The following is a 16,799-nucleotide window of genomic DNA, read 5'->3' as shown; positions in this document are numbered from 1 at the left end:
ATACAGTAATAAAGACATTGAGGCGTGCACATCCAAGTGCGCGCCTCAGCTGTTTTTTCAGGTTTCCAGTACTCTTTGATGTGCCACGGGCTGCGGTGCCTTGGTGAAAAAGGTTATTACGGCGGCCACCAGCAGCAGTACGCCGGAGATGATGTAACTGGCCCCGTACCCGCCGGTGGCATCGGCCACCTGTCCTGCGACAATCGGGCCGATCAGTGACGCCGCGCCCCAGGCGGTGAATACCAGGCCGTAGTTGACGCCTGAATTTTTCATGCCGAAGAAGTCATACGTAGCCGAGGGGAACAGCGTAAGCAGCGAGCCATAGGCAAGGCCTGTTAAGATCGAACCCAGAAGCAGCAGCGGTGCCGTGCTGTAGTATGAAAAGGCAAACATATTGATGGCTTGCAGGCTGAACACCAGCAGCATGGTATTGGTTCGGCCCAGCCGGTCGGATATTAGTCCGGCCAAAATACGGCCGCTGGCGTTGGCCACAGCCAGTACGGCCACCAGGGCAAATCCCCAGTTGATACCCCCCTGGATTTGGGATATTTTGGCCAGGTGGCCGATAATCAGCAGGCCTGCGGAGGCTGCAAAGCAGAACATCAGCCAGAGTTGATAAAACTGGGGAGTTCTAATCATTTCACCGGGTGTATAGTCACGCTTGGTGTAACCGGCGGCTGCTTTAGCCTTACTGGCCGGCGGCGGGCCTCCGAAGGGCACAAAGTTTTGTGCCGGCGGGAAGGCTAGCAACTGGCCCAGCACGATTATGACGACAAAGAACAATGTTCCTTCAATGAAAAAGGTTTTGGAAACACCAAAGTTAGCTAACAGGTAGTTGGTTAAGGGTGCAATATAGACCGATGCCAGGCCGAAACCGGCCACTACCAAACCCGAGATTTGGCCTTTCTTATGAGGCTGAAACCACTTGACAGCCGCCGGGGTGGGGGCGGCATAACCAAACCCCATAGCGGCACCCACCAGCAGGCCGAAGCCCAGCGTTACAAGGGCCACCGATTGCGATAAGCCGGCCACCAGCATACCGGCACCGCACAGGAAAGCGGCTACTGTAGCCACCACCCGCGGGCCGGATTTATCAAGCCAGCGTCCCGCAGGTACCATGCAAAGGGCAAAAACCACACAGGCCAGGGTGTAAGGAATAGATGATTCCGTTTTCGTCCAACCATATTGATCAATAAGCGCCGCAGCAAAAACGCTCCAGGTATAGAGCACGCCCAGGGCCAGGTTGATTCCCGTTCCGGCGAAGGTAATCGTCCAGGCCTTGGAACTGGTAGGTTGAGACATTAAAACCGCACCTCCCAAATTAAATATATTTACTAAGTATAATAATATATAAATGACAGAAAATTAACAAAATTCTGTCTAATGGCCACATTATTATATTAACGTGTAGTATGATAAAGTAAGTGGTTAAGGGAAATATAGTACGTTCATAAAGCCGCTGCCCTTGATATAATAACCGGTGACCCAAGACGGGGATGGTTTTTAGTTGTGTGGCTTCGGGGTATGGGGCTTTTCATCGGGAGTTGAATAAATTAATAGTTTAAATAGGTAAATATTGTATGTTATAGTATGGATAGAGGTGACATTAATGAATGACATTTGGTATCTCGGTAACGGCTTTTGGATGGTTTATGTGGATGAGCCGCCTGTAATTGATGATTTTAATTCTATCCCGGCGCTGCAGTTTGTCACTGCGTATTATGATACCAGGGGCAGGAAAAGGGCTGTGCAGTTCAAGTTTTTTCAAGGGGAAGACTTGCGCCCCGGGTTTTGCCTGCTGCATTATGTAAGCCGTATTTCAGGTTTTGATTATTACAAGGTGTTGGATTTGGCTAAACGGCCGGAGGGTTATCCATACGGGGAATATTATAAACAGTGTAGCTACCAGCCCGAGCTGTTTGATTTGACCGGCGCCTATGAGCCCGCAAGGAGAAAAACCGGGAATAAAAAACGCAGGAATTAAAGGTGGGGTGATATTTGTTTGCCTGGTTTAGCAAAGAGTGGCGGGAGATAAAGTATTACCGGCGGGAAAGCTTGATTTGCCTGGTCATATTTGTCGCGGCGGTCTATGCTGGCTATATAATGGCCATTATTACCGCCGACAGGACCGCCGAGTATTATAACACGGTGCGGGATATGATACTGGCCAATCCCTTTGGAAATGGCTTGCCGGAAAATTTGTTTTTGTATATTTTAATCAGAAATAGTGTGGTTAGTTTTACAGTACTGGTGCTGGGTATTATTACCTACAACCTTTGGCCGGTGTTTGTTTTATTGCTGAACGGCTTCATCGGCGGGTTGGCTGTAAAAATGCAGGCGGTTTTGTTTAATTATTATACTTTTCAAATATGGTTGTTCGGTCTGCTGCCCCACGGTGTGCCCGAGCTGGGGGCGTTATTTTTAGCTGCCGGGGCCAGCTTTCATTACAGGCGCCTGCATAGAAAAGGGGAGCGCGTGGCCGGGCGGGTTTTAAGTACTTATCTGGCGGTTGTTTTACCCTTGTTAATCCTGGCGGCGGCCGTGGAAACATTTATCACACCGCTTTTGATCAACCGTTATTTATTATAAGGTTTTTGGTTTTTTTTAAAGGATTTTATCACCTGGACAACAAATATATCATTGTTGCCGGTAAACTGTAAGCACCCTGCATTTGGGGGCGGCCTGTGAAAATAGCTGATATTTTTCCGCAAAGGCTGATTTTTTGGGGAAAGGAACGGATGCATGTGATACTTGTAACCGGTGGAACGGGCCTGGTGGGAAAACACTTGGTGGGCGCTTTGCTGAAGAAAGGTTATACTGTGCGCTGTCTGGTCCGGTCACCCAAGAAAGCCGGTGAGGTTTTGCCTGCGGGCGTTGAGCTGGTCCGGGGGGATATTAACGATCCGGAATCGGTAAAGAAAGCCTGCCAGGGTGTGGATAAGGTCATTCATTTGGTGGCTATAATTAGAGAACACGACGAACAGACCTTTGAACATATAAATGTGGAAGGCACCTTGAACCTGGTTATTGCAGCCGGACAAGCCGGGGTAAAACACTTTATTCATATCAGCGCCCTGGGTGCCTGTGATAATTCCCGGTATAAGTACGTCTATTCCAAGTGGCGTGGTGAAGAGGCGGTTAGACAAAGCGGTCTTAACTGGACTATTTTACGGCCATCGGTGATTTACGGTGCAGGATTTAATTTCTTTGACCGTATGATCCAGTCTCTACAAATGTTTCCCAAGCCCTTTGTGCCAGTTCCAGGCCGGGGAAAGACTTTATTTCAGCCCATAGCGGTGGAAGATGTGGTGCGCTGTATACTACGGGTATGTGAAAACCCCGGCCTCACCGCCCGGGTTATTGAAATAGGCGGTCCCGAACATTTAAGCTATTCCCAAATGCTGGACCGGTTATTGGAATGTCTGGGGGAAAAGCGTTATAAGCTGTATATACCCATGCCGTTGATGCGCCTGGTGGTACCGCTGATGGGTAGTATTTTAAGGGACCCGCCCGTTACACCGGTGGAATTGAAACAAATGGATCTGGATAATATTACAGATATAGACGCGGTGGAAAATAATTTTGGCTTCAGGCCCAAAGCCCTGCACAATGGATTAAAATATCTGGCCGGGCGGTAAGTTTCTTAACCGGTGTCCAACAGGGGCGGGTATATCAATTAAACTTCTTTTATAGTGTAATGGGGCGCCAGGGGCGTCCCGTTAGTATTTGATACTCCTTGATCAAAAAGGCGCTAGCGTAACCGCCTATGGCTGCAATGTCTTCGGTATGTAAATAGTGATTGGCGGTGGCATCAAATAATATGTTCGCCGCTCCGGGTAGTTCCTCATCCGAAAACCATATTTTCAGGGTGATGGGAAATCTGGGCAATGCCGGTATGACCGCGGCCAGGTCGGCACCCGGGCAGGGTACGCCGCCCATGTTGGTTATGGCCCGGCTCAGCAGGTCCGGTGATTTGCCTTCCAACCACCGGCTTAAGGAGAGAATGCTTTCCCTTTGAAAAGCGGGGAAATATACGTTCCCGTTTTCCAACTCCCGGTAGGAGATGAGATGATCCGACAAAGGCGTGCCGTCAGCCCGGACCAAATAGTTTAAAGTCACCAGTCGCCAGCCCATTAACGGAAGTTCGGAGGTGGTAAAGGTGGTCTGGCCGCTGGGGTAATGTACCAGGATATCACGGCCGAAACTTTTAACTGTAAATAAACTGGTTTCAGGGTTGTAAGCGGCACCGCTACGGGCGGCCATATGGATGGGATCAAGCTGTTTAAATATGTCCAGTGTTTTATTGAAGGCGGACCGGTAATGGCCGGTTTCTTTACGGCCCAGCATGTATGGCTGTGGTTTACTCATCCCAGGGCACTGTCCCCTTTCTGATATCGTCAATTATGGATCGTGCTCCCAAAAAATCTTCGGGTTCCAGTTTGATTAACCAGTCCAGCAGCTTTTTTGCACTTTGGGGATCACCCCGGCGTAGCTTGACCAGTGCCAGACCGTGTAAAGTGTGCAGAAAAGGGCGATTTTCCACCCATCCCCAGGGTAATTTGCCCCGGAAATTGACCGGTAATACTGACCGGCCAATTTCATAGGCCTGGCTGTAATGCCTTTCGGCCTGGGCCAAATTTCCTTTATCCCATTCCATTGCCGCCAGTTTGTTATAGGCGTGGATGAAGTAGGGACATTCTCTGATAATAGCGTTGAAAATACGCTTGGCCCCGGTTAAATCTCCTTTTTCCAGGTGTTCGGAGCCCCGGTCAAATTTATGCATCAGGTTGAGCACTTCGCCTGGCCAGGCAAATTCCCACTCATTGCGTCCTCTTTTTTCCAACCTGATGGGGTATAAAGAATCTGTATTTTTCTTGCGGCGATTCCCCGGCGGCTGCCGGCCGGGTATTTTAAACGTGCTGTTGGACTGCAGCCAGTATCTGTACTGTTCCCAGGCCGACTGCAGGCATTCCTCGTGCCATTCCATATGTCTTGTCCGGTAGGAACGTCTTAATAATTCATACATAATCCTGGCTTCTTGCTCCCCTTTGGCGCCGTGGGTAACCAGCAGAACGTCGGCCAGCACGTGTTTGGCCACGTTTCTTTCCATCCCATCACATCCTTGCATAACCACCCTGCTGTATATTATATTTCAGCCAGGCCAATAAATTTCCTGCTTCCCTGCTCTCCCCGGCAACTGCAGGTGCGAATTGAAGTGGCCGGAGCCCCATTGGGGTTCCCTCAAAGGGATTATTCCCGGTAAGCGGGTATTATCCTGGCATCCAGGGCCAGGCAGCCGTCGGGTTTTACCAGTAACGGGTTAATATCCACCTCAACAATCTCCGGGTGCTCACAAAGAAGCGTTCCCATGCGGACTATACAGTCCACCAGCCCGTCAATATCCCCGGGCAATTGGCCGCGGGCACCGGAAAGAATTTTAAATGACCGGGTTTCTTTAATCATCTCCAGCGCTTCCTCCGGTGTTACCGGGGCCACCCGGAAGGTTACGTCCCGGACCAGCTCGGTATAAATACCCCCCAGGCCGAAAACCAGTACCGCGCCAAATTGTGGATCCTGGCGGCCACCCAGGATCACTTCGGTACCCCCGGTAACCTGGGCCTGCAACAGTACTCCTTCAATGCGGGCACCCGGCCGGTGGGCTTGTACGTTTTGTATTATTTTATCGTACGCGCTGGAAAGTTCGCTATCGGATAGAATATTAAGTATTACACCGCCGGCATCCGATTTATGGGTTATATCCGGAGAGGCTACTTTCAGCGCTACGGGATATCCCAAACCTCCGGCCAGTTCCAGTGCCTGCTCCGGGCTTTGGGCCAGGGCCCGCCTTACAACGGGTATGCCGTAAGCCTCCACTACGTCCAGGGCTTGCTCGTTTAAAACTGTGAGGCGTTTATTGAGGCCCGTGTCTATTGCAGCGCCGGCAGCGGTGCGGTTAATGCCCGGAGGTGCCGCACACCCGGTATATTGCTTTCCTCTGATGAAGTTATGATACCGGTACAGTTTGGCCAGGCAGTAAAGTGCGCTGTCGGGGGAACCGTAAGCCACCGCCACTTGTGCGGCCCGGAACTGCTCTGCGTATTTTTCCTTGTGCGGCCCGAATACCCATACCGCGGTGGGTTTATGCGGAAAGCGGGCGGCCGTGTCATTTATTACATCGATGGTGTTGAGCGGGTCGGTGTCCGGGTCCAGGTAGGCCGGAGTGATACAAACCACTGCATCCACATTGTCGTCGGCCAGCACTTTGTCCAGGGCCAGGGCGGTGATTTTGCCGTATCCCTTGGCCATGCCCGCAGGCCAGATATCTGCCGGGTTGCCCACATTCATCCAGTTCGGGAAAACAACTTCCAGCGCTTTGATGGTTTGGTCGGACAGGCGGGCTGCAACAAGATCGTATTTACTGCAAGCATCCACAGCCATAATACCTGCCCCGCCGCTGATGGTTATAAAACCAATGCGCTTACCCCTCATTTCACGGTAGGTGAGGAAAGTTTGGTTTAATTCGGCCAGCCGGGCCGAGTCTTCGACACGGATAATACCGCTTTGGGCAAAGGCAGCGGAAAATACGGCGTCCTCGCCCGCCAGGGAGCCGCTGTGGGAACTGGCTGCCCGGGCACCTGCTTCGCTACTGCCCGTCTTCAAAACCAGCACGGGCTTGTGAGGGGTGATCCGGCGTGCAGCCGCCAGAAAACGGCGACCGTTATGCAAGCCTTCCAGGTGCAGGTTGATGACCCGGATATCGTCACGGCCGGCCAGGTATTCCATGGACTCGGTAAAGCCGACGTCGCAAGCATTACCTATGTCAATACCGATGCCTATGCCACCGCTGAAATCCTGGGAAGCGGCCAGAAAGATACCCGATTGGCAGATTAATCCCACCGGTATGGTACGGGTATTGAAGGGCACGAAGGATGTGTTGAAATTGATAAAGGCATTGATGACACCAAGGGTGTTGGGGCCTATCACACGGGTTCCGGTACCCCGGATTATATTTACTATTTCATGGTGCATGTGCATGCCGTCCTCGTCACCGGCATCCGAGAAACCCTGGGTGATAATGATGACGGAGCTGATACCCTTTTCCACACACTGCCTGACTATTCCGGGTACGGCGGTGCGCGGGGTGCTTATGACGGCCAGGTCCACCGGCTCGTCAATATCGGTTAGCGATTGGTAGGCCTTAACGCCCATTATACTGCTACCCCGGGGATTGACGGGGTAAATTTTGCCCTTGTAGCCGCCGGCCAGCATTCGCTCCAGCACGTTAAAGGTGCCCGGACCGGTGCGCGAGGAAACTCCGATCAAAGCTACTGATTGCGGGCTGACAAAAGGGTCCAGAAAAGTGTTGCTGGTCATTTGAAACCTCCGAAATTTATTAAAATTGTATGCGATTCATGATAGAACAGGGTTTGGTGCACGATAAATAATTATATTTTATCATATTAACATTAAGAAAAGATTAAATATTTAAACAGCCATGGTGCGCAAGGGTGTTTGGTAATAATTTCAAGCACAGCCCCGCTGTGGGTATTACATGCCGGCATACAGGTTCTAAATGGCGGCATTCACTGGCATTTACCACCGCAGGGGTAAAGTATGCGACCGTTCACAGTTGTTTTGTTGACACTGTAGCGGTGTAGTGCAATTATAGAAAATAAAGTTCCCCGTGCATTTACTATTGCGCATATATGCATAAGTAAGGGTGATAACATTGCCTGCGACCAAAGCACAATTAAATAATAACGGTCTTTCACCCCGGGAATTATCCGTACTTTTGGAAATTAGCAGAGTTATTACATCCAGCTTGCCCTTGAGAAATATGTTTGAGGTAATTCAAGCCTACTTGGAGGAAATTATTGCTTTAAAAGTGGGCGTGCTGTATATCAAGGAAAAGGGGCGACTGAACCTCAAAGTGGGTGTTGGTGCTGGCGTTGATGAAAAGATACTTTTTTCCCTTGGCAAAAACGCCGGCAGCAACTATTTATTAAAAAAAATAAAGGCCACCGGTAGAACCTGGCGCTCATCGCAAATCATTGATTTGGAAAGGCTCAAAAAGCACCCCTATTATGTCAATGTGCTTTCAAAAATCGGTGTGTTGTACACAGCCGGGGCGCCCATTCGTGAAGGACATAAAATTTTGGGTAGTATTCACTGGGGACGCGGGGAGGAGGCCGGTGACTTCAGTGATAGAGAACTGCTACTTTTGGAAATAGTAGCTAATTTGTTTTCCCCCACAATTAAAAATATAATTATAAGAAAAAATAGCTGGCAGGTTGGAGCTGTTGCCGGGGCGGATGAAAACAAGCCCAACGGTGGCTGTGAAAACCCGGCTAATGTAAACGATCAACCGGACCAAAAAATGGATGTATTGGGTTCCGTCTCCAAGGTAATGGCTAAAGAATTACGTCATCCCCTTTCCAATTTAAAAATGTCCTTCTACTCACTGGCCAGAAATTTTACCTCCGGTGTAATGGCCCAACAGGATTTGGAGCAAATGGACAGGTCGATAAAAAACATGGATAAGACCATCGGCTTTTTGCTAAACCTGGCCCATGATCTTAATCTCAAGCGGGAATGGCTGGATGTTAATGATTTACTGGACGAAGTTTTGGAAACGCTGGGCCCGATAATGGATCCCGATATTGTGGTGGTAAAGGATTACGCCCCTTCGGTGAAATTGTTTATGGACCGGGAAAAAATGCACGCTGTTTTTGGCAACATTGTGGAAAATGCCCTGGATGCCATGCCCGGTGGTGGCAGGTTGCGTATTATTACCACTGAAGACCAGGGCAGGAGTTATATTATTGTTGAGGACAGTGGTTTAGGGGTGGCCAAGGAAATACAGCACAGTATATTTGACCCCTTTGTCAGCGGTAAGGCAAATGGTGTGGGCCTGGGACTTACTGTTTGCCGCAAAGTGGTGGAATCCCACGGGGGAAAGATAATGCTGCGCAGCACGTCGGGCAAAGGTACTGCGGTGTGCATAGATATGCCCAATAATCAAAATATACTTAAGGTAAATTGAGTACGTTAAAAAGTAAAAAAATGATCAGACCCGCTAGCACGTTAGCGGGTTTGTTAATGCAATGACTTCTTGTATTCATTTAATAGATTTTCGGACAATCCCTCAAGGGCTTTTCTGGTATCATCATCCAGTATTTCCTGAATGTCCAGCATCTGTCCCTGCAGCGATTGAGAAATATTAATGGGTATCTCGGCTCTCAATGCCAGGGCGATGGCGTCACTGGGACGAACATCAATGAGGTATTTATCTTCACCGGAGGTAATATATAATTCAGCGAAGTAGGTGTTGTCCTTTAAATCAGATATTTCGACGCCGGTAATAGTGCCGCCCAGGGTTTTGCATATAGTCAGGGTTATATCATGGGTCATGGGACGTGTCTGGGGTATACCCTCCATGGCCAGTGCTATGGAGTGAGCCTCCAAAAGCCCCACCCATATGGGTAGCACCCTTTTTTCCGCGGGATCGGTAAGCAATATGATAGGACTTCCCGACATATCATAAGCAATACCTTTTACTTTAACGATCATGGGACCATACCTCCCAAAAGATGTGTTATTTTGTGGGGCTGCTGGTCCGTTGGTTGCTATTATTTTAACTGTATATTCGTTCTTTCCTTTGTGGTTATTCTATCACTAAAACCTTAATTGTCAAACATATCAAGATGTTTTATTTTTGAAAAATCAAGCTGAGCAGCCAGCTAATTATACCTGTAATCATCGCGCCCCAAAAGGCACCGCCAAAACTGAGCACATCAAACCCCGGTACCAGCCAGGCAGCGATTGTAAAGGTGATGGCGTTAACAATAAAGATGAACAATCCCAGGCTGAACACTGTTAAAGGGAAGGTTAGCAGCAGTAGCACCGGTCGCAGGAATGTGTTAACAATGCCCAGTGCCGCACCGGCCAGCAGCGCCGGTATAAAACCGGAAAGGCGAATACCCTCCAGTAAATGGTCGGCCAGTACAATAGCCAGCGCGTTAAGTAAAAAACTAAGCAACCAGTTCATGCAAACGCCCCTTAAATTCTTATAAATACAATATAACATTTTTCCAAGTATAAATGAACCCGAAAAAAGCATTATAAATAGTAGTTCCTTTAGTTTATGTATCAGTACCAGAAAAAATTACGGAGGTGTTATTGATGCAAAGTTGGATCGACATGGATAAGGGTGTTGAAGTTAAGCCGACCTTTGGGAATCAAATTAATATTTGCTATTCCGGTTTGCTGAGCAGATCCGGTGCTGATCAGGTATATTTGCACTGTGGTTACCGTGACCCCAACAACTGGCAGGAACCCATGACCATTCAGATGGAGCGTACCGCCAAGGGTTGGGAGAAAAATGTGCCCATGAAAAACCATACCATAGCCTTTTGCTTTAAAGACAGCGCCAACAATTGGGACAATAACAATGGTCACAACTGGATTGCCAGTGTTTAAATGTAGATTTGCCCGTAGTGGAGCATATGCTTTACGGAGAACGGATTTATAATTGAAAAGGGCAGGCTGCTTTAATTAATTTACATGAAGCAGCCTGCTTTTTACTGGTTCGGGATAAAGCTGTGTATACAGTTGTGTTAATAGTATAGCAGCAATATATGGTATAATATAGCCCTCGAAAGATTTAATATATTTTAGTAAACGGGATGATGAACTTGAAGGACTCTTACTTGAAATGGTTTAAAGGTAAAGTAAAAAAAGCCATGACCAATTATAATATGGTTAGTGACGGGGACCGGGTGGCCGTTGGCCTGTCCGGTGGTAAAGACAGCATGGCCTTGCTGCATGCCCTTCATTTAATCCGCCGGGAGGTGCCGGTGAATTACCATCTACATGCCATATTTGTTAACCCCGGCTGGCCTATGGACGTGGATACAATGGCGGGTTTTTGTGAGCAAAGGGGTATACCTTTTACCAATAAAATAACCGATATCGGCGAGATAGTGTTTAATGACCGCCGGGAGAAAAACCCCTGTGCTTTGTGTGCCAACCTGCGCCGGGGGGCAATCAACAATACCGCCCGGGATTTGGGTTTGAATAAGCTGGCTTTGGGGCACCATCTTGATGACGCCATTGAAACCTTCTTCATGAGTTTGATTTTTACCGGGCAGTTCAGAACATTTGCGCCGGTTACATTTATGGATCGCAGTGGTATTACACTGATCCGCCCCCTGATTTATGTCACCGGAAAGACTGTGGAAACCTTCGTGGAGCGGCAGGGATTGCCGGTGGTAAAAAGCCTTTGCCCTGTAAATGGTAAAACCAAAAGGGAGGAAATGAAAGGGTTGGTGGATTCATTGAATGAACGCTACCCGGAATTAAAAACGCGCTTTTTAACAGCCCTCCAGACACTGGATTCGCAAAACCTATGGCCGCCAATGGTTGACCGCCAATGGCGTCACGGCAGTACGGGCACCGGGGAAGAGGTAACGGGCGTGCCGTATATTGGGGAGTGATTGAATTGAATAAAAAAAACGGGTATGCCGCCGGCCAGGCTTTCATCGGTATTGCGGTTTTTTTGCTAATCTATACATACTTTTATTACAGTACCTTTCAGCCTGTGCCGGGGGCGGCGGGGAGTTGGGCTGTTTCACTGCTTTTGTCCATGACCGCTGTGCTGGCCGGCCTGTTAATTGAGATGGGGCGCTTTTGGGGTTGGGTCATTGAAGTGAAAATAGATACTGATTTACTTATACTGCAAGGGGGGCCGGCCGCTGTGCTTAGCCTGCTGCCGGCGCCTTTTTGGCTGCAAGTGGGTGGCCATACTTACCCGTACATTTTTTTCGCGGACCCGGTGGTCACCGGTATAGCCGGGGTTTGGTTCGGAGTGGTATTGTTTCGTTCAATATTTAATAATAAAAGGATTAAAGAAGATATAGAGGACAAAAAAAAGACATAATTTTTTTTATTTACTAGCAGGAAAATGATGGAATTTATACAAATTTTTAATAATGGAGGTGGCATTATAATGTTCAAAAGGTATGGAGAATTGATGTTACGTATGGAGGAACTGGGTGCAAAGGCCGGGCAATTAAGCAACGGTGACCGGCACGAGTTGCAGAGTTTGTTGGAAGAGCAGGCCTGGCTTGGTACGACCATGATTAAAAAGGCCAGATCTATATTGGAGGAAATTGACAGTGACTTCGAGAAATTATTTGATTGGATGATTGATATATCCGATTTAATTGACCGGGCTGCCAGTGAAGAAGGCACACCGGCGGATTTGTTGGAATTGGAAAAAGTGATGGCCGATGCTGTTAGTTTAAGGGATCAAATGAAGCGTCTTAATTTGGATCAACGGGTAACCCGGGCGGGAAAAAGGCGGGGCTCGTCTCTACCGCAGGAAGCCCGGCTGGAGGCGGCCCCGGCGGTGGCACCGGTGTGTGCCGTGGAAACTGAAGCAACCTTTGTGGATGTAAAAGAGCCCGGGGCATTACCCCCGGTGGATAACCTGCCAGGTACAGATGATACCCCGGTGAAACCAACAGCAGTCCCTGTTTCCATGGACCCCCCGGTGGTACGTGATTCGCTGGCGGTGGTGTCGTTAAGTACCGGTGAAGCGCTGCAACAGAAATCGCGTAAAAAAAAAGCAAAAAAGGCCAGGTCTATAAACTGTGAGCAATACCGTCCCCCCCGGGAACTGCTTGCTTCCATGGCTGAAAAAATGGCCCCTGATGCCAAACGCAAATACCAGCCGGGGTTACCGGGAGATGTGGACTATATATTTAATTTTAATATTCCGAGCTTTAATAATAGCCGGTGGTGCAAGTAACGCAATTAAAAAATTTTTTAGTATAAAAATTATTAAAACACTTGCCCTGGTCCCCAAGATAGCGTAACATTGTGAACATAGTTACGTTTAAAGAGGCTATTCCGAGAGCCAGCGCAAGATCCAATTATGACCTCCGTGTTGGTTGGCTTGTGCACGCTCACGCAGGTGCCGGGTGCTCCCAAGGTTGAAATATTTTTATCTTTCAACCCTGGGAGCACCCGGCACCAAAGCCTACTTTTCAAACAAACTCTTAAAAAAGGTGTGTGGGGTGAATATTTTTGCAAAATTTTAAGGACGATGTTTACGCGCAAAGTGCCTCCGACATGGTCAGCACGTTTTTAAAGGCTATTAATCATGGGGATACCCTGGCTTTTTGGCGTTTGCTGGACAGGCAGGGCCGGGGCTATTTTATGGGTATGTGGTTTTACGCTATGGGAAATGCTGATTTGGGCAGTATATCCCTGCTGGCGGAGGATGAGAATTTTTTAAGGGATGCCTTGGGGGGCATTGTAAGTGATTTGAGGCGTAATTTGTCGGATTTAATGGAAAACCCCCGGATCGGTCCATTGCAATACTTGGATAGCCAGCATGCCCGGGTGGCGGTGAACTCGGGTAATCCCGAAGAAGATCAGGTAACTGATTATATACCGCTGGTGCTGGAACTGTCCAGTGAGGGGACTACAGCGGCAGGTAACGACACTGTCAAAGGTAATGTGGGTATGACTTGCTGGAAGATTGATACTCTGAAGTGCTTTCGCATTCAAAAAAGGTAAAACTTAAATAATTTTATTATCCACGAATCATATCTGGTACGTGGATTTTTTATTTCGGGCTATATGATATAATACCCCCTTGCTTGCAAAAAGTACGGGCAAGGGGGTATGGCAATTATTTTTGAGCCAGAGCACCCACCGGGCAAACCTTCACGCAGGCACCGCAGTTTGTGCAGTTGCTTTCGCCAAGGGGGACACCGCCAAAGGTGGTGACCACCCGTAAATAGCCACGCCGGGCAAAACCCAGTGTACCGTTGCCGCTTTTCCGGCAGGCCCGGACACACTGGCCGCAAAGCACGCACTTGTTGGGGTCATAGACAATATTGGCGGCGCTATCGTCCACCGGCAGGTTTTTATCCAGTACCGGCAGGTTTTTTGGCTTCAGGCGCAGCTTGCGGGCTTTGGCGATACGCTGAAGCTCGCAATTGCCGTTGGCTGAACAATTTTTACAGTCCAGCCGGTGGTTGGACATGAGCAATTCAAATCCCATGGCCACCAGGCTGTCCACCTGCGGGCTGCGGGTTTTTACCACCAGGCCTTCGGTAACCGGCAGGGTGCAAGCCGGCACCGGAGCAGGACGGCCCTCCACTTCCACGAAGCACAGCCTGCAGGAGGCTGTGGGGTGTGCTTCCTCCCGGCTTGCGCACAGGTGGGGAATATATATATCGTTGTCCAGGGCCGCCCAAAGCAGCATTTCACCCGGGGCGGCTTGGATTTGGCGATCATCGATGGTTATGGTTACTGTTTCTGCCATTTTTGTTTCCCCTCCCTGTACTCTCTGTCCTTTTCCTCAACCAGATGCGGGGGTGACAGCTTAACCACGGCCTTGTATTGGGGCGGGCAGGCTACCATACAGCTGTCGCACTTGACGCATTTTTCCTGGTCGATTACTTTAATCCGGTCCTCATTGTCGCCGATGGCCTCCACCGGGCAACTGCCCACACAGGCATCGCAGGAACGCTCGCATTTTTCAGGCAAAATGTAATAGGCGATTAAATCCTTGCACATTTTGGACGGGCAGCGGCCTTCGTTGATGTGAGCTTCATATTCATCCCGGAAATATTTAATAGTACTCAGCACCGGGTTGGGTGCTGTTTTGCCCAGGCTGCACAGCGAGCCCGCCTTGACTTTGGCGGCCAACTGGGTCAGGGTGTCGATGTCTTCAGGCTTGCCCTGTCCCTTGGTAATCCGTTCTAAAATATCCAGCATGTGTTTGGTGCCCAGGCGGCAGAAAGTACACTTACCGCAGGATTCCTGCTGGGTAAAGTCCAGGAAGAAACGGGCTATTTCCACCATGCAGTCATCTTCATCCAGTACCACCATGCCCCCCGAGCCCATCATGGCTCCGGCCCGGGTCAGCGAGTCGAAATCAATGGGGGTGTCCATGGCCGATTCAGGTAAACAGCCACCAGAAGGACCACCGATTTGCACCGCCTTGAATTTTTTGCCCCCCGCGATGCCGCTGCCTACATCGTTAATTAATTCGTTCAAAGTGGTACTCATGGGCACTTCGGCTAGGCCTGTGTTTACCACCTTGCCGGCCAGGGCAAAGATGGCCGTGCCCGGGTTTTTCTCCGAACCGATGCCGGTAAACCAGGCTGCGCCGTTTTTGATGATGTGAGGCACGTAGGACAGTGATTTAACATTGTTGATCACAGTGGGCCGGCCCCATAACCCCGACTGGGCCGGGAAGGGGGGGCGGTGCCTGGGGATACCCGGTTCGCCCTCCATGGAAGCGATCAGTGCGGATTCTTCACCGCAAACAAAGGCGCCCGAGCCCTGGAATATTTCTATATCAAAGGAATAGTCGCTGCCTAAAATATTATCGCCCAAAAGACCCTTGGACCGGGCCTGCTCTATGGCCAGGGCCACCCGCTCTACGGCCAGGGGGTACTCGGCCCGGATATATACGTAACCCTTGGTGGCGCCCACTGCCCGGGCGGCTATGGCCAGGCCCTCAATCATCAGGTGCGGGTTGGACTCCAGGATGGTCCGGTCCATGAACGCGCCGGGGTCTCCCTCATCGGCGTTACAAATCACGTACTTGGTGGTGCCGGGGGCGTCCAGGCAGGTTTGCCACTTGATGCCGGTGGGGAACCCGGCCCCGCCGCGCCCGCGCAACCCCGATTCTTTTATGGTGGTAACTATCTCCTGGGAGGTCATATCAAGTGCCCTGGTTAGTGCCACGTAGCCTCCGGTGGCTATATAATGGTCTATGTTTTGGGGATCAATAAAACCGCACTGTTCCAGCACTATTTTGTTTTCATGGATGCCCCGGGGGAAATCAGCAAAGGTGGGGAACATATCGTTGGGCTCCAGGGCCGCCAGGGCGAATTCAATGCCGGGATCCCCTTCGGTCAAGTAATCCCGTACGATTCTAGCCCCGACCCCCTCGGTTACATAACCATAGCAAATGGCGGGGAACCCTTCGTTGTAAATAACCATAATGGGCTCGGCATAGCAGTGCCCCATACAACCCACTTCCAGTACATTGGCATCCAGCTTGAGTTCAGCCAACTCGTTTTTTACCTCTTCCAGCAGGTTCAGCGCGCCCGCCGCCCGGCCGCAGGTGGCGGCGCCAATTAAGATCAATGGTTTTTCCCTTAAACGGTCCCAGTCTTTTTGGGCCTCTTCTTGCAGTTTGGCAAATGCTGCTGCAGCGGCGGCATTGTGGTTACTCATCTCGGGCGGCACCTTCTTTCTCTTTCTGCTTATCCAGTTGATGGGAAAATATCAGCCCGTCTACCCTGGTGGGGGTTATTTTACCGTGTACTTCTTCATTGATCAGTACCACCGGTGCCATGGTGCAGCACCCCACACAGGCCACCCTCTCCAGGCTGTATTCCCGGTCTTCGGTGGTTTCGCCCATTTTAATGTTGAGGCGACGTTCCCAGGATTCCTGGATGATCTGGGCGCCTCGCATGTGGCAGGCGGTGCCCATGCATATTTTGACCTGTCTTTTGCCCGGCGGGGTAAGGCGGAACTGGTTATAAAAGGTGATTATCCCGTAAACATCTACCGCCGGCACATTGAAGTGGGCGGCCACTTCCTCCATGGCCACTGCCGGCACATAGCCCAGTTTGTTCTGTACCTGTTGCAATACCGGTATCAAATTGCCCCGGCTGTCATTGTAAGTTGATAATAACTGCCGGGTGGTTTCAGTGGCTATTCTCTTTTCCTCTGCCGTTAAGTTCATTATCATCGCTCCATTGTTA

General features: G+C 49.8%; 18 protein-coding genes. 9 read left to right on the top strand and 9 right to left on the bottom strand.

What is annotated here, in order from left to right; translation table 11 throughout:
* Positions 1 to 57 precede the first annotated feature (57 nt).
* On the bottom strand, positions 58 to 1,302 hold the full coding sequence (locus tag LX24_RS06965; protein WP_166511421.1) for an L-lactate MFS transporter: 1,245 nt from the start codon (positions 1,300 to 1,302) through the stop codon (positions 58 to 60).
* A gap of 307 nt (positions 1,303 to 1,609) precedes the next feature.
* Between LX24_RS06965 and LX24_RS06960 the strand changes: the two genes are divergently transcribed.
* From LX24_RS06960 to LX24_RS06950, 3 genes are all read left to right on the top strand, one after another.
* Positions 1,610 to 1,984 carry a hypothetical protein gene (locus LX24_RS06960; RefSeq protein WP_166511420.1) on the top strand — a complete coding sequence of 125 codons (375 nt, stop codon included), beginning with the start codon at positions 1,610 to 1,612 and terminating at the stop codon, positions 1,982 to 1,984.
* Between the two features lie 14 nt (positions 1,985 to 1,998).
* Positions 1,999 to 2,589 carry a stage II sporulation protein M gene (locus LX24_RS06955; protein WP_166511419.1) on the top strand — a complete coding sequence of 197 codons (591 nt, stop codon included), beginning with the start codon at positions 1,999 to 2,001 and terminating at the stop codon, positions 2,587 to 2,589.
* Positions 2,590 to 2,684: 95 nt separating this feature from the next.
* On the top strand, positions 2,685 to 3,638 hold the full coding sequence (locus LX24_RS06950; protein WP_243131654.1) for an SDR family oxidoreductase: 954 nt from the start codon (positions 2,685 to 2,687) through the stop codon (positions 3,636 to 3,638).
* Between the two features lie 49 nt (positions 3,639 to 3,687).
* Here LX24_RS06950 and LX24_RS06945 read toward each other — a convergent pair whose 3' ends face one another.
* From LX24_RS06945 to LX24_RS06935, 3 genes are all read right to left on the bottom strand, one after another.
* Positions 3,688 to 4,368, bottom strand: coding sequence for a DUF3786 domain-containing protein (locus LX24_RS06945; protein ID WP_166511418.1), 681 nt, complete (start codon positions 4,366 to 4,368; stop codon positions 3,688 to 3,690).
* The gene (locus LX24_RS06940; protein ID WP_166511417.1) at positions 4,361 to 5,128 is read right to left on the bottom strand and encodes a tetratricopeptide repeat protein; all 768 of its coding nucleotides are present in this window, start codon (positions 5,126 to 5,128) and stop codon (positions 4,361 to 4,363) included. The genes LX24_RS06945 and LX24_RS06940 overlap by 8 nt, the downstream gene beginning before the upstream one ends.
* Before the next feature lie 122 nt (positions 5,129 to 5,250).
* Positions 5,251 to 7,374, bottom strand: a complete 2,124-nt coding sequence (locus LX24_RS06935) for an acetate--CoA ligase family protein (RefSeq protein WP_166511416.1) — start codon at positions 7,372 to 7,374, stop codon at positions 5,251 to 5,253.
* 355 nt (positions 7,375 to 7,729) lie between these two features.
* Here LX24_RS06935 and LX24_RS06930 point away from each other — a divergent pair, with 355 nt between their 5' ends.
* On the top strand, positions 7,730 to 9,043 hold the full coding sequence (locus LX24_RS06930; protein WP_166511415.1) for a GAF domain-containing sensor histidine kinase: 1,314 nt from the start codon (positions 7,730 to 7,732) through the stop codon (positions 9,041 to 9,043).
* A 53-nt stretch (positions 9,044 to 9,096) separates the two neighbouring features.
* Here LX24_RS06930 and LX24_RS06925 read toward each other — a convergent pair whose 3' ends face one another.
* Entirely contained in the window at positions 9,097 to 9,570 is a 474-nt protein-coding gene (locus LX24_RS06925) for a bifunctional nuclease family protein (protein ID WP_166511414.1), read from the bottom strand.
* Positions 9,571 to 9,709: 139 nt separating this feature from the next.
* A complete protein-coding gene (locus LX24_RS06920; protein ID WP_166511413.1) occupies positions 9,710 to 10,048 on the bottom strand; it encodes a phage holin family protein in 339 nt (112 codons plus the stop codon).
* Positions 10,049 to 10,182: 134 nt separating this feature from the next.
* Here LX24_RS06920 and LX24_RS06915 point away from each other — a divergent pair, with 134 nt between their 5' ends.
* The 5 genes from LX24_RS06915 (at position 10,183) to LX24_RS06895 (ending at position 13,584) form a co-directional block, all read left to right on the top strand.
* On the top strand, positions 10,183 to 10,479 hold the full coding sequence (locus LX24_RS06915) for a carbohydrate-binding protein (protein WP_166511412.1): 297 nt from the start codon (positions 10,183 to 10,185) through the stop codon (positions 10,477 to 10,479).
* A gap of 230 nt (positions 10,480 to 10,709) precedes the next feature.
* A complete protein-coding gene (locus tag LX24_RS06910; RefSeq protein WP_341473557.1) occupies positions 10,710 to 11,495 on the top strand; it encodes a tRNA lysidine(34) synthetase in 786 nt (261 codons plus the stop codon).
* A 5-nt stretch (positions 11,496 to 11,500) separates the two neighbouring features.
* A complete protein-coding gene (locus tag LX24_RS06905; RefSeq protein WP_166511410.1) occupies positions 11,501 to 11,938 on the top strand; it encodes a hypothetical protein in 438 nt (145 codons plus the stop codon).
* A gap of 69 nt (positions 11,939 to 12,007) precedes the next feature.
* Positions 12,008 to 12,811 carry a hypothetical protein gene (locus LX24_RS06900; RefSeq protein WP_166511409.1) on the top strand — a complete coding sequence of 268 codons (804 nt, stop codon included), beginning with the start codon at positions 12,008 to 12,010 and terminating at the stop codon, positions 12,809 to 12,811.
* A gap of 278 nt (positions 12,812 to 13,089) precedes the next feature.
* Positions 13,090 to 13,584 (top strand): hypothetical protein, encoded by a 495-nt coding sequence (locus tag LX24_RS06895; RefSeq protein ID WP_166511408.1) that lies wholly within the window; start codon positions 13,090 to 13,092, stop codon positions 13,582 to 13,584.
* A 115-nt stretch (positions 13,585 to 13,699) separates the two neighbouring features.
* Here the strand turns inward: LX24_RS06895 and LX24_RS06890 are convergent, their stop codons facing one another.
* From LX24_RS06890 to nuoE, 3 genes are read right to left on the bottom strand one after another with little or no spacing between them, the layout of a single operon-like run.
* Positions 13,700 to 14,338, bottom strand: a complete 639-nt coding sequence (locus LX24_RS06890) for a 2Fe-2S iron-sulfur cluster-binding protein (RefSeq protein WP_166511407.1) — start codon at positions 14,336 to 14,338, stop codon at positions 13,700 to 13,702.
* The gene (gene nuoF, locus LX24_RS06885; RefSeq protein WP_166511406.1) at positions 14,323 to 16,266 is read right to left on the bottom strand and encodes an NADH-quinone oxidoreductase subunit NuoF; all 1,944 of its coding nucleotides are present in this window, start codon (positions 16,264 to 16,266) and stop codon (positions 14,323 to 14,325) included. The genes LX24_RS06890 and nuoF overlap by 16 nt, the downstream gene beginning before the upstream one ends.
* Positions 16,259 to 16,780 carry an NADH-quinone oxidoreductase subunit NuoE gene (gene nuoE, locus LX24_RS06880; protein WP_166511405.1) on the bottom strand — a complete coding sequence of 174 codons (522 nt, stop codon included), beginning with the start codon at positions 16,778 to 16,780 and terminating at the stop codon, positions 16,259 to 16,261. The genes nuoF and nuoE overlap by 8 nt, the downstream gene beginning before the upstream one ends.
* Positions 16,781 to 16,799 lie beyond the last annotated feature (19 nt).

The sequence above is a fragment of the Desulfallas thermosapovorans DSM 6562 genome (genome assembly GCF_008124625.1).
In the GTDB taxonomy this organism is placed as follows: Bacteria; Bacillota; Desulfotomaculia; order Desulfotomaculales; family Desulfallaceae; genus Sporotomaculum; species Sporotomaculum thermosapovorans.
This window is presented reverse-complemented; position numbering and strand designations above follow the sequence as displayed.

What these genes read in the sequence shown, in the direction of transcription:
- LX24_RS06965 (WP_166511421.1), bottom strand. Translation starts at nt 1,302, where the DNA reads ATGTCTCAACCTACCAGTTCCAAGGCCTGGACGATTACCTTCGCCGGA.
- LX24_RS06960 (WP_166511420.1), top strand. Translation starts at nt 1,610, where the DNA reads ATGAATGACATTTGGTATCTCGGTAACGGCTTTTGGATGGTTTATGTG.
- LX24_RS06945 (WP_166511418.1), bottom strand. Translation starts at nt 4,368, where the DNA reads ATGAGTAAACCACAGCCATACATGCTGGGCCGTAAAGAAACCGGCCAT.
- LX24_RS06940 (WP_166511417.1), bottom strand. Translation starts at nt 5,128, where the DNA reads ATGCAAGGATGTGATGGGATGGAAAGAAACGTGGCCAAACACGTGCTG.
- LX24_RS06935 (WP_166511416.1), bottom strand. Translation starts at nt 7,374, where the DNA reads ATGACCAGCAACACTTTTCTGGACCCTTTTGTCAGCCCGCAATCAGTA.
- LX24_RS06925 (WP_166511414.1), bottom strand. Translation starts at nt 9,570, where the DNA reads ATGATCGTTAAAGTAAAAGGTATTGCTTATGATATGTCGGGAAGTCCT.
- LX24_RS06920 (WP_166511413.1), bottom strand. Translation starts at nt 10,048, where the DNA reads ATGAACTGGTTGCTTAGTTTTTTACTTAACGCGCTGGCTATTGTACTG.
- LX24_RS06915 (WP_166511412.1), top strand. Translation starts at nt 10,183, where the DNA reads ATGCAAAGTTGGATCGACATGGATAAGGGTGTTGAAGTTAAGCCGACC.
- LX24_RS06900 (WP_166511409.1), top strand. Translation starts at nt 12,008, where the DNA reads ATGTTCAAAAGGTATGGAGAATTGATGTTACGTATGGAGGAACTGGGT.
- LX24_RS06890 (WP_166511407.1), bottom strand. Translation starts at nt 14,338, where the DNA reads ATGGCAGAAACAGTAACCATAACCATCGATGATCGCCAAATCCAAGCC.
- nuoF (WP_166511406.1), bottom strand. Translation starts at nt 16,266, where the DNA reads ATGAGTAACCACAATGCCGCCGCTGCAGCAGCATTTGCCAAACTGCAA.
- nuoE (WP_166511405.1), bottom strand. Translation starts at nt 16,780, where the DNA reads ATGAACTTAACGGCAGAGGAAAAGAGAATAGCCACTGAAACCACCCGG.